Raw genomic sequence first — 11,435 nt, 5'->3', positions numbered from 1 at the left:
GATCTGGGCGAGGCCGGCCTCCTGGCCGTCGAACTTCTCCCACGGCTGGGCGCCGATGCCGGCCAGGGCCACCAGGATGTAGAGCAAGGTGACCAGCCCCGGCGTCCGCCACCGGGCGGCCGGCCGCAGCGATTGCCGCGGCCGCGCGGGACTCCGCCGCGCGCGCCCACAGCGCGACGGCCGCCCCGGCCGCGCAGAACGCGGCGGCCACCAGGAAGGCGTCGTTGATCCCGGCGGCCATGGCGTGCGAGGGGCCCTCGGACGAGCTCGCCCGGCTCACCACGGTCACCATGACGGCGACGCCCAGCGCGGAGCCCAGGTAGCGGGCGCTGTTGTTGGCGCCGGAGCCCATCGCGGCGCGGTCGGGCGGGACGCTGCTGACGGCCAGCCGGGCCAGCGCCGCGTTGAGGATGCCGCTGCCGATCCCGGTGACGGCCAGCCCGGGTACCAGGTGCACCCAGGAGCCGCCGGCCCGCAGCCCGTACATGGCCGCCTCGCCGATGCCGCACAGCAGCAGCGAGCCGGCGACCTGGGTGGTCGCGGAGAGCCGCCCGGCCAGCCGCCTGGCCTGCAGGGCGGAGACCACCGACAGGCCGGACCAGACGGCCAGGACGAGCGCGGCGGTCAGGGGCGGCTCGCCGAGCGACTGCTGGAGCACGGCCGGCAGGTAGCTCATCAGACCGACGATGGACAGCCCGGTGAACAGGGCGCCGCTGGTGCCGGCGATGAAGCCGGGGCTCCGGAAGAGCGAGAGGTCGAGCATCGGTTCGGCGACGCGGGACTCGACCACCACGAAGAGCGCGAGCAGCAGCGCACCGGCGCCGAGCAGGACCAGGACGGCCGGGCGGCCCCAGCCGTGCCGGCCCTCGGCGAGGCCGGCGATCAGGCCGGACGACCCGGCCGCGAGGAGGAGCACGCCGAGCGGGTCGAGCCGGCGCGGCCGGTCGGTCCGGGACTCGTCCAGGCCGTACGCGGTGAGCAGGACGAGCAGGGCGGAGAGCGCGGCCAGCACCCAGTAGACCGTGCGCCAGCCCCCGGCCCGCTCCAGCAGCGCCGCGTAGACCGGGCCCAGCGCGATGCCCAGGCCGACCGAGGCGCCCCACGTGCCGAGCGCCTTCACCCGGGCGGGCCCGGCGGGGTGGGCGTGGCCGATCAGGCCCAGGCTGGGTGCCAGCAGGGCCGCCGCGGCGCAGCCCTGGAGCACCCGCCCGGTGAGGAAGACGGCGGAGCCGGGAGCGGCCGCGGACAGCGCGGTCGAGAGCAGCAGCAGCACGGCCCCGGCGCCGAACACCCGTTTCCGGCCGTGGTCGTCGGCGGCGCTGCCCATGGTGAGCAGGAGCGCGGCCAGGCCGACCAGGGTGCCGGTGAGGACCCAGGTCTGCGCCGTGGGCCCGATGCCGAGGTCGCGTGCGGTGGGCGTCAGCGTGGTGAGCGGGGAGGTGTAGTCGATCAGTACCAGGAGGGTGCCGAAGCAGGCGGTGAGGAGGGTCAGGCCGGGGCTGCGCACCTGGGCCGGCGGTGTGGACGTCATGACAGGTCCTCGACGGGCGGGAGTGGCGGTCGGTGGGTCTGTTCAACGAACTCAAGCCAATCTATCACCGTAGGTTCGGTGAATGAACTCCTTGGGGGTGCGGCGTCGCGGGCCGCCCGGGACCGGCCGGTCAACGGTCCGGCCGATCGGCCGCGGCGACCAGCAGTGCGGTGTCGAGCGGCAGCCCGTGCACGGCGGACAGGGTGAAGCCGGCCGTGCCCAGCAGGGCGCGGTACTCGGCCGCGGTCCGCTCGACACCGCCCGCGACGGCCATCATGTGCACGTCGAACCAGGCCGCCAGCGACGGCGAGCCGTCCTCCGGCAGGACCCGCTCGACGACCAGCAGCGCGCCGCCGTCCGGCACGGCCGCGCGGATGCGGCGCAGCACCCGCACGCACCGCTCGTCGTCCCGGCCGTGCAGGACGCGCGACAGCAGGTACACGTCCCCGCCGGCCGGGACGCCGTCGTAGTAGTCGCCGGACTCGAAGGCGATCCGGCCGGCCAGGTCGGAGCCCGCCAGCTCGCGCCGCGCCGCCTCCACCACGTGCGCGGTGTCGAAGAGCACGCCGTCGAGGTGCGGGTGGGCGCGCAGCACGGTGGCGAGCAGGGCGCCGTTGCCGCCCCCGACGTCGACCACGGTCCCGGCGCCGGTGAAGTCGTGCAGGGCGGGCACGTCGGTGAAGAAGGCCGAGCCGGCGGCCATCGCCCGGTCGAACCTGGCGGTCAGCGCGGGCGTCCGCCCGAAGTAGGCGTACATGGCCGCGCCGTGCACGTCCTCGAAGGCGTTCCCGCCGGTGCGGACGGTGTGCAGCAGCCGGCCCCAGCCGGCGTAGAACTCCTCGCCGTAGAGCAGCGCGAGGTCCCGCATCGAGCCGGGCTCCTCGGTGCGGAGGGTCCGTCCCAGCTCGGTGGTGCGGTACGCGCCGTCGGAGTCCCGGGCGAGGACGCCGAGTTCGGCCAGGAAGCGGAGCAGCCGGGCGAGCGAGGGCTCGTGGGTGCCGGTGCGCCCGGCCAGTTCGGTGCTGGTGGCGGGGCCGCCGGCGAGCCGGTCGGCGAGGGCGAGTGCGGCCGCCGCATGGACGGCCTGGGAGGCCCAGTAGCCGGTCAGCAGGTCCATCATCCGACGGGCGGCGGCCGGGGTGGCGGTCATCGGGATTCCCTCCAGGGTCGGTCAGGGGTCGGGGTCTGGGTCGTTCGGAGTCGGGTCGGTCAGGGCCGGGACCGGGTCGGGACCGGCCGGGGTCAGGCCGGCGTGCGGCTGCGCCGGCGGAGGTTGGCCACGCCGGTGCGCAGGCAGCCGCGGGCGATGGCGTCGCCCTGCAGCAGGGTGCGCGAGCCGACGTGCGGCCGGGCGCCGATCGCGGTCACCCACTGGACGGACTCCACGGGCGGCCCGTAGGCGTAGCGGCCGCGGTGCGCGGTGCCGGCGGCGTCCAGCAGCCGGAAGGTGGCCTCGGCGACGTCCAGGCCACCGGTCTGGTAGTCCGGGCCCTCGGAGTCGGGGATCACGTGGGGGCGGGCCGCCCCGGTGTCGAGCAGGTGGCGCAGCAGCGGGTCGGCGGCCCGGCGGACGTCGGTGAGCGCCAGGTGGGCCTCCAGGACGCCGCCGACGGCCAGCGGCGGCTCGTCGACGGACGGCGAGGAGACCAGGAACCGCCCGGACGCCTCGTCCGGCTCGACCCTCAGCCGGGGGCCGACCAGCCGGACGACGTCGGCCCGGACCAGCGCCTCCAGTTCCTCGATCCGGGCGATCGGCGGCCCGCTGGCGAGGTAGTTGTTGAGGCCGCTGAACCAGCGGTCCACGTGGTCGCGGTACGAGCCGCCGCGCAGGCCCTGGTGGGAGACGACCTGGCGGATCTCGTCCCGCAGGTCGCGCATGACCGCCGCGGTCGCCTTGAAGGGGCTGTCGGCCGGACCGGCCGCGGACTCGGCGAGGTCCCAGCGCAGCCGCTCGGCCACCCACGCCTGGTACCCGGCCCGGTCGGCGAACCGCCGCTCCGACCAGGGCCGGTCGACCAGCGCCCAGTCCCAGCGCTCGGCCGGGTCCGGGAACCAGCGGGCGATCAGCTCCCGCAACTCCGCGCTGCCCCAGGCCAGTCGGTCGTACTCGGCGAGGAAGCGCTCGCACGCCGCGGGGTCGGTCCGGTTCAACCGGCTGCGGTAGTAGACGAATCCGACCTCCTTCGCCACGTAGGGCCACAGGTCGCGCTTGAAGTCGAGCTCGCCGCGCCCTGCGCTCCGGCGCAGGGCCGCGATCACCTCGGCGGTGAGGAACCGCGGCTGGTAGCGCGGCACGACCTCCAGGTGCACCTCGGCCCTGGCCAGGTACGGCACCCCGCGGCCCGAACCCGCGTACAGCAACGGCTCCTTGCCGGAGGCCAGGTAGTGCAGCCGCCCCCCGGCGTCCCGCTCGAAGCGGCCGCCGCGGCCCTGGGTGAGGAGGGTGGCGTAGTCGTAGAAGCTGAGTCCGAGGCCGCGCAGCACGACCGGTTCGCCGGGCGGGAAGGCCGAGAGGTCGGCCTCGGCCGGGCTGAGCGGCTCCTGGTAGGCCAGCCCGTGCCGCTCGGCGAAGCGCTTGAGCCGCAGCTGGCCCTCGGTGGGCACGACGTCGAAGTGGCCCTGGGCCAGCACCACGGCGTCGCAGACCAGCGGCTCCTCCCCGTCCTCCAGCCGGAGCCGCTGGGTGCCGCCGTCCGCGTCGTCCAGCGCGACCGCCCGGGTCGCGTGGAAGCGGACGGTGACCTGCGGCGGGGCGGTGCGCACGATGTGGTCCAGGGCCCAGCGCAGGTAGGCGCCGTTGAACGCCCGGCTGCCGTACGACCAGGGCAGCATCGCGGCCGCCTCCGCGCGCTCGGCGGCGCTGAGGCCGGCGGCGCCGTCGATCCGGCCCTCGGTGACCAGCCGGGCGAACTGGTACTGGGTCGGGCCGGTGACGACCGGGCCCTCGCACGGGACGGTGGCGTCGGTGAAGACGGTGACGTCCGAGGCGACGGTGTTCATGAGCAGCGACCGGTCCTGGTCGCGCTGCCAGACGCGGCCGCCGCCCGCCGGATAGGGATCGATCAGGTGGACCTCGACGGGTACGCCGGCGGCGACCGCGGCGGCGTTGGCGCAGAGCCGTTCCAGGGCGACGACGCCCCGCGGGCCCGCGCCGACGATGCCGATCCGGACGGCTGGCTGACTGGTGGTCACAGCGGAGGCTCCTTTCCCGGCCGGTCCGCGGCCGGCTCGCCGAACAGGCGGGGGAAGTAGTCGATGTCGCGCCGCAGCGCGGTGAAGAGGTCGTCCTCGGCGCCGCCGGGGGCTGCCGGGTCCGTGGCGGACCAGGAGGGCCCCGGTCCCGCCGCCCCGGCCGCGCGCCCGTCGAGCATGCGCCGGTTGCGCCGGGTGCTGGCCGGGGACAGCGGCAGCCGGCCGGGCGAGTGGTAGCGGATCGCGCCGTCCCGGCCGCGGCGGGGGATGATCTCGGACCTGGCGTGCCGGCTGGCGCTGAACGGGATGTCCAGCCGCCCGTCCGCGAAGGCGGTGACGATGGCCTCGGGCAGCCGCCCGGCCGAGAGCACCGGCTCGACGATCTCGGCGACCTCGCGCAGGATCCAGTGCCGTTCGGCGTCGACCGCCGCCCGGTCGACCGACACGAAGTCCAGCAGCGGCGAGTTGGCGAGCGCGGCCAGCCGGAGCCCGGCCGCGTTGGCCGCCGCGTCGGGGATGCCGAAGGCCTCCTGGTAGGTCTTGGTGACGAGCTTGGAGGCCCCGCCCAGCCGCGCGGTCAACGCGCCGTAGAGGATCAGCTCCTCGGCGTGCCGCCGCCGCCGCGGGAAGACCCCCATGAACTCGTGCAGCACCGCGTGGACCTGCACCCCCTCCGGCAGGTACCGCGCGGCCAGCTCGGGGATGGCCCGCAGCGCGGCGACGTCCTGGACGAGGTGGCCGCCCTGCGGGTACGAGAGCGAGAGGCAGCGCACCCCCTGGGCCGCCGCCGAGACCGCCTCCAGCACCCCCACCGCCAGGCTGATCGACGGCGGTACCAGGACGGCGGTGAGCGTGCCGAACAGCTCCCGGTCGACGACCGTGCCCAGGGCGGCCAGCTCGCCGCACACCGCGTCGACCTCGGCCCAGGCGGCGAGCGAATCGGCCAGCGGGACGTCCTTGGAGTAGGGCAGGTTGTAGGAGATCCCGCCGCCCTCGAAGGAGGTGACGCCGGCGGCCACCGAGACCCGGAAGAGCTCCCGCGGGTCCGGGGAGCCGTGCCTGATCTCCAGCGGCACGGCCACCAGCTCGTTCAACTCCCGGCCGCGCCGCCAGCCGTGGGCGACCATCGGGTAGCCGTTCAGCATCCGGTGGTCGGCGCGCAGCACGCGCTCGGCGTGCTCGAAGCGGCGCAGCCGGGTGTGCGAGTCGATCGTCAGGGTGAGGACGTCGGGCCGGCCGTGCCGCTCCAGGGTGGTCAGCAGGGCCGCCATCTCGCGGTGGCCGCCGACGCCGCAGCGCGGCTGGAGGGCCACCCGTCCGGTGCGCCTGGCCGCCTGGAGCACGTCGGCCGCGGTGGGCTTGCCGGACCGGGCGATGTACGCGGCCGACTCGCGCAGCGACGGCAGCTCGGCGTCAGGGGGGGTGGTGCTCATGGTGTCCTCGCGGGGGTCGGGCTCGTGGGAATCGGGCTGGTCGCGGCCGGGCTCGTCGGGATCGGGCCCGTCGGGATCGGTCTCGTCGGGATCGGGCTCGTCGGGACGGGCTTCACCGGGCGGGTGCGCGGACGGCGGCCGGTCCGGGGGCGGCACGGGTGGCCGGGACGTCGGCGGCGTCCGCCGCCACCAGCTCGTCCAGGGCCGGGAGGAGTTCGGCGGCCGAGCCGAGCACCCGGTCCACGCCGAGGTCGTGCAGCCGGGTGACCGCCGACGCGTCCTTGGTGCTGCCGACCGAGAGGTTGCCGCCGACGATCACGGGGCACGGGATCCGGCCGGTCCGCTTCGCCTCGGCGAGGTCGTGCAGGTCCGCGTGGATCTGCCCGTTCAGGCTGCCGATGACGACCGCGAGCGGCCGCGGGTGGCGGGCGCAGGCCTGCGCGAACTCGGCCACCGGCGTGCAGGTGCCGAGGTTGACGACGGTGAAGCCGGCCGTCCGCAGCGCGTGGGCGATCAGCTGGTTGGCGACGGCGTGGCTGTCGCTGGCGGCGACGCCGAGGATCACCACGCGGTCGGTTCGCGGGGCGGGCACGGTCATGGCGGGGTTTCCTCTCCGGAGGGGAGTCAGGGACGTCGGGGGAGCCGCGGGAGCCGGGGGAGTCAGGGGGAGTCGGCGGGAAGGGGCCGGCTGCCCGGCCGGGTCAGTCGTCGAAGGCGGCGAAGAGCTCACGCCTGCTCACCGACCTGATCCGGTGGACGTCGAACTCCTCGGGGTCGGCGGCCGCGAGCGAGTCGAACACCCGGTTCACGGCGGCCACCAGGCCCCACTCGGCGTGGTACGCGGGCCAGCCGCGGTGACCGCCGGCCAGGTCCCGCTGCCGGGCGAAGAGGTAGTCGGGCCACTGCCGGGCGGCCGGATGCCGGTGGTGGTAGTCGTGGACGACGGTGTCCCCGGTCAGCACCAGGTAGCGGCAGGGGAAGTGCAGGAACAGCATCCGCAGCGTCCAGCGCAGCCAGCCGGCCGCGGCCCGCACCACCGGGAGGCCGGGCGCCGGGGCCGCCTCGCCGATGAAGATCGCGTTCGTCAGGCTCGCGAAGTACTCCTTGCCGCGCCGCTCGGTGGTGCCGGGGGCCGGGAAGGTGTGCTTGACGCACAGCCGCAGGGTGTTGCTGATCTGGTAGAGCGGGCCCAGCGGCACGATCCAGGCCACCAGGACGGCCGGCCAGAGCCCGGTCAGCACGGCGGCGGCCGCGATCCCGCCGTGCAGCAGGCAGGCGGCGGCCTTCTCCGGGCCGGCCGCACGGTGCCAGAAGGACCGGATCCGGGAGACCGCGAACGCGAGGTGGAACCGCGGGGACACGCACTTCACCAGCACCCGGCGCCACATCCGGGACCGCGTCATCCCGGGGTGCAGGTCCAGGCTGATCAGGAACGCCTGGACGGTGGGATCGCGCAGGGTCATGTGGTGGACGGCGTGGTGGTCGGCGACGTGCTCCCGGCTGTACCGCTCGAAGTTCTGGATGACCAGCAGGGCCGAGACCGACCAGCCGGTCACCGTGTCGAGCCGGCGGCGCCCGAACATGTTCCGGTGCGAGCACTGGTGGTAGATCATCATCCGGAGGTTGCGCTGGCCGTGCAGGGTCATCGCCCAGCCCGGCACCAGCAGCAGCAGGAACACGCCGCCGAGCGCGAGTCCGGTGCCGGAGACGGCGAGCCCGAGCAGCAGGGAGAGCCAGGCGGTGGCGAGGTGGACGCCGGCCGTCAGGTGGACCGGCCGCTGGTCCGCCAGCGGCCGACCGGTCAGGAAGGTCAGCGGGAGCTGGAGCGGGCCGGGCAGGCACCGCATGGACTCCCGGACCGGATCCGCCGCCGGGTCCAAGGGCGGCGCGGTGCCGGAGTCGCGCATCGCCCGGCCGCGCGGTGCGGTGGTGGTGTCGCGCATCGCCGGGCCGGGCGATGCGGTGGTGCCGATGTCCATGGTGAGCAGGGCCTTTCTGCGCTGCGGTCGTTCGCAGCCCACCATCCCGGTCCCGCCGTCCCAGCGGACAGGGACCGGCGCCCTCACCCGGCCCCGGCCGGAGCGCCGGGAATGTTCCGCGCCGCCGCCCGCTTGCAGCAGTCACCCGTGCCAAGGAGGAGCAACGTGCGTGCAGTCGTGGTGGAACGGCCCGGCGGGCCGGAGGCCCTCGTCCCGACGGACCGTCCGGCTCCGGAGCCCGGCCCCGGCGAGCTGGTGGTCCGGCTGGCGGCGGCCGGCGTCAACTTCAAGGACGTGTACGAGCGGGAGGGCCGGACCGGTGCGGCCGCACCGTTCGTCCCCGGGAGCGAGGGCGCGGGCACGGTCGTCGCCGTGGGTGCGGACGTGCACGGCCCGCAGGTGGGCGACCGGGTCGCCTGGTGGGCGGGGCCCGGCAGCTACGCCGAGCAGGTGGTCGTCCGCGCCGACGCTACGGTGCCCGTGCCCGACGACGTCTCCGACACCGATGCGGCCGCCGTCCTGCTCCAGGGCCTGACCGCGCATTACCTCGTCACCTCGACCTACCCGGCGCACGAGGGAGAGAGCGCGCTGGTCCACTCCGCGGCCGGCGGGCTCGGCCAGCACCTGACCCGGCTGCTCGCCGGGCAGGGGGTGCGGGTGATCGGCACGGTGTCGACGCCGGACAAGGTGCCCGCCGCCGAGGCGGCCGGTGCGGCGGCGGTCGTCGTCCGCGACGGCACGTCCGACCTGGCCGGGCAGGTGCGTCTGCTGACCGGCGGCGACGGGGTCGACGTGGTCTACGACGGCGTGGGCCGCGACACCTTCGAGGCCGGGCTGCGCTCCCTGCGCCGGCGCGGCACCTTCGTGCTGGTCGGTGCGGCCTCGGGCCCGGTGCCCGCGCTGGACCCGCAGGCGCTCGCCGGCCACGGCTCGCTCTTCCTCACCAGGCCCACCCTGGTCGACCACGCCACCGATCCCGCGGAGCTGCGCTCGCGGGCCGCCGAGGTGTTCCGGTGGCTGCGCGAAGGCCGGATCCAGGTCACCGTCGGCGGCCGGTACCCCCTGGACCAGGCCGCCCGGGCACACGCCGACCTCCAGTCCCGGCGCACCACCGGCAAGTTGCTGCTGCTCCCGTGACGCCCCGGACCGCCTGAAGGTCCGAGACGGGGAGGACGCCCCGGGTCCGGGCCCGGGGCGTCCTCGGAGGTACTGCCGACTGGAGGCCGCCCTCGTGGCGGCACGCCTCAGGGCGGGGAGACGCGGCTGGCGCGTTCCCGGTCGACGGACTGGACACCGTCCACCGCCGCCAGGGCCGCGATCCGGTCCTCCACGACGGTGCCGGAGAGCGTGCCGAGGACCGGCTGCTCGCCCGTGACCGTCAGCCCGGCGCCCCGCAGGGCCGCGAGGACCTCCGCGTACCGCGCGCGGTCGACGGCGAGGATGACTCCGACCGGCGCGCTCACGGTGCCTGCACCAGACCCGCGCCGACGTCCCGGCCGGGCTGCGACAGCGGGAAGGCGGTGGCCAGCAGTCTGGCCTTGAGCTGGGCCGCCGAGTCGTCGGGGTTCGCCTGGATGAGCATGGCGAGGAGGCCCGCGACGTGCGGTGTGGCCATGCTGGTGCCCGACATCACCGCGTGACCGCCGCCCGGGGCGGCCGAGATGATGAACTTGCCGGGCGCGGCGATGTCGACCTCGCCGCCGTCGCCGTTGATGGCCCCGCAGGAGCTGGTGGCCGTCTGAAGCGCCTTGTCGACCGAGGCGACGGCGAGGATCGAGGGGCAGTTGGCGGGCCGTTCGACGGGTGCGACGAATCCGGGCCGCAGGCTGGCGTTGCCGGCCGCCGCGACGATCACCACCCCCATGTCGAGCGCGTTCTTGGCCACGAGCTCGTACGTCTGCGGGAAGAGCTCCCCCGGCTGGACCTCGGCGCCGAGCGACATCGAGATCACCCGGGCGCCGTTGTTGATCGCCCAGGCCAGGCCGGCCAGGATCTGGCCGTCCGGGCCGTGGCCGGTGTTGTCGAGGACCTTGGCGACCAGGACGCGCGCCTCGGTCGCCACCCCGTAGCGGGGCTTCTGCGCGGGGTTGGCCGGTCCGGCGGCGGTGCCGATGCAGTGCGTGCCGTGGCCGTGGAGGTCCTCGACGCTCTGGCCCGGCACGAAGGAGACGGTCGCGTCGATGCGCCCGACCAGGTCGGGGTGGTCGGTGTCCACGCCGGTGTCGAGGACGGCGATCTTCACCCCGCGACCGGTCATGGCGGAGAGGTTGGCCCGGATCGCCTGGAGGCCCCAGGTCACGTTCTGCTCGTCCAGGGCGGGGCCCTGGGCGGTGGCGGCCTCGGCCTGGGACTGACGGTCGACCACGTCCCCGTCGCTGCGGTAGGCGGGGAAGAAGTCGGTCGGAGCCTGGTGCGGTGCGGTGATCGGCGAGGCGTACACCAGGCGCTCCGGCTCGGCGGCGAGGATCGAGGACTCCGCCTCGGCCGTGGTCACCAGCGCGTGGCGCTTCTCGGGCCGCACCTCGACGACGGCCGCGGCGAGGTCCTCGAAGAACACCGAGACGTCGGGCCGTTCGAGGAGCTCGGTGACGCTCGCCGGCTCGGCGCTTCCCCGGACCCGTTCGACGGGTGCGATGTCGGCGGAGGCACGCAGCGCGTTGATCCCGCTCTCGTGGTTGCCCGGGTCGAAGAGGACCACGTACCGGCCGGTGTACTCGGCGCCGCGGCCGGTGCCGGGCCCGCCGGGTCGATCGGGGCGATCGCCGGGGGCGCGCCTGTCCATGGGGTTGTTCGCCATTGAATTCCCGCTTCCTGTGGGGTTCCCCCGGTTCGTGGATGCGTGCCGATCGTGGAGTGCCAGCCGCCGTGGATGCGGGGCGCGTCGGTTCGTGGATCGGCACCCGGTGCCGTCGCCGTCGGCGGAGCCGGCCGCGGGCATCGCCCCCCCGACTCACCGTTCCACCGGCCAGGGGGGACCGCAACGCCGCGCTGCCACCCGTGTGAGGGGCGGACCGCCGGGCACCGTGACGTCTCCGGCACCGGGCGCCGGCCACGGTGAGGCCGGTCCGGCCGAGGGTCCGGCGGGGAATTCCCGGCCGTTGGGAGCCGTCGGGAACTGCCGGCCGGAAAAGCAAAATGCGGGCCAGGATTTCTCCTGGCCCGCACATTGTGTCCGAGGGGGGACTTGAACCCCCACGCCCGATAAAGGGCACTAGCACCTCAAGCTAGCGCGTCTGCCATTCCGCCACCCGGACGGGGTGTCGTCCTCGCGGCCTCGACGGCCGCGCTGACAGATGTAAC

Annotated in this window: 9 protein-coding genes and 1 tRNA gene; 1 reads left to right on the top strand and 9 read right to left on the bottom strand. The window is 75.3% G+C overall.

What is annotated here, in order from left to right; genetic code table 11:
• The 6 genes from ABZ885_RS27710 to ABZ885_RS27685 all read right to left on the bottom strand — a co-directional run.
• Positions 1 to 1,531: MFS transporter (locus tag ABZ885_RS27710; protein WP_360194103.1), on the bottom strand; the 1,531-nt coding region annotated here is incomplete at its 3' end.
• 130 nt (positions 1,532 to 1,661) lie between these two features.
• A complete protein-coding gene (locus ABZ885_RS27705; RefSeq protein WP_360194100.1) occupies positions 1,662 to 2,681 on the bottom strand; it encodes a methyltransferase in 1,020 nt (339 codons plus the stop codon).
• Between the two features lie 92 nt (positions 2,682 to 2,773).
• Positions 2,774 to 4,723, bottom strand: coding sequence for an FAD/NAD(P)-binding protein (locus tag ABZ885_RS27700; RefSeq protein WP_360194097.1), 1,950 nt, complete (start codon positions 4,721 to 4,723; stop codon positions 2,774 to 2,776).
• The gene (locus tag ABZ885_RS27695; protein WP_360194094.1) at positions 4,720 to 6,156 is read right to left on the bottom strand and encodes a methylaspartate mutase; all 1,437 of its coding nucleotides are present in this window, start codon (positions 6,154 to 6,156) and stop codon (positions 4,720 to 4,722) included. The genes ABZ885_RS27700 and ABZ885_RS27695 overlap by 4 nt, the downstream gene beginning before the upstream one ends.
• A gap of 112 nt (positions 6,157 to 6,268) precedes the next feature.
• Positions 6,269 to 6,754 (bottom strand): cobalamin-dependent protein, encoded by a 486-nt coding sequence (locus tag ABZ885_RS27690; protein ID WP_360194091.1) that lies wholly within the window; start codon positions 6,752 to 6,754, stop codon positions 6,269 to 6,271.
• Between the two features lie 103 nt (positions 6,755 to 6,857).
• Positions 6,858 to 8,135, bottom strand: coding sequence for a stearoyl-CoA 9-desaturase (locus ABZ885_RS27685; protein ID WP_360194089.1), 1,278 nt, complete (start codon positions 8,133 to 8,135; stop codon positions 6,858 to 6,860).
• Positions 8,136 to 8,300: 165 nt separating this feature from the next.
• Here ABZ885_RS27685 and ABZ885_RS27680 point away from each other — a divergent pair, with 165 nt between their 5' ends.
• Complete coding sequence (locus ABZ885_RS27680) at positions 8,301 to 9,272, top strand: quinone oxidoreductase (RefSeq protein ID WP_360194086.1); 972 nt, start codon at positions 8,301 to 8,303, stop codon at positions 9,270 to 9,272.
• A gap of 107 nt (positions 9,273 to 9,379) precedes the next feature.
• On the opposite strand, the gene ABZ885_RS27675 is transcribed toward ABZ885_RS27680, so the two are convergent.
• The 3 genes from ABZ885_RS27675 to ABZ885_RS27665 all read right to left on the bottom strand — a co-directional run bounded on the left by ABZ885_RS27675 (position 9,380) and on the right by ABZ885_RS27665 (position 11,389).
• A complete protein-coding gene (locus ABZ885_RS27675) occupies positions 9,380 to 9,598 on the bottom strand; it encodes a hypothetical protein (RefSeq protein WP_360194083.1) in 219 nt (72 codons plus the stop codon).
• On the bottom strand, positions 9,595 to 10,932 hold the full coding sequence (locus ABZ885_RS27670) for a S8 family serine peptidase (protein WP_360194080.1): 1,338 nt from the start codon (positions 10,930 to 10,932) through the stop codon (positions 9,595 to 9,597). Before ABZ885_RS27670 ends, ABZ885_RS27675 begins: the two co-directional genes overlap by 4 nt.
• A gap of 372 nt (positions 10,933 to 11,304) precedes the next feature.
• Positions 11,305 to 11,389: transfer RNA gene (locus tag ABZ885_RS27665), tRNA-Leu, on the bottom strand.
• Positions 11,390 to 11,435: the final 46 nt, after the last annotated feature.

It is taken from the genome of Kitasatospora sp. NPDC047058, from assembly GCF_040643935.1.
Lineage (GTDB): Bacteria > Actinomycetota > Actinomycetes > Streptomycetales > Streptomycetaceae > Kitasatospora.
Note: the sequence above shows the minus strand (reverse complement) of the source record. Positions and strands in the feature narration are given on the sequence as shown.

Coding starts and splice junctions, on each gene's coding strand:
- ABZ885_RS27690 (WP_360194091.1), bottom strand. CDS start 6,754: ATGACCGTGCCCGCCCCGCGAACCGACCGCGTGGTGATCCTCGGCGTC.
- ABZ885_RS27695 (WP_360194094.1), bottom strand. CDS start 6,156: ATGAGCACCACCCCCCCTGACGCCGAGCTGCCGTCGCTGCGCGAGTCG.
- ABZ885_RS27685 (WP_360194089.1), bottom strand. CDS start 8,135: ATGGACATCGGCACCACCGCATCGCCCGGCCCGGCGATGCGCGACACC.
- ABZ885_RS27670 (WP_360194080.1), bottom strand. CDS start 10,932: ATGGCGAACAACCCCATGGACAGGCGCGCCCCCGGCGATCGCCCCGAT.
- ABZ885_RS27705 (WP_360194100.1), bottom strand. CDS start 2,681: ATGACCGCCACCCCGGCCGCCGCCCGTCGGATGATGGACCTGCTGACC.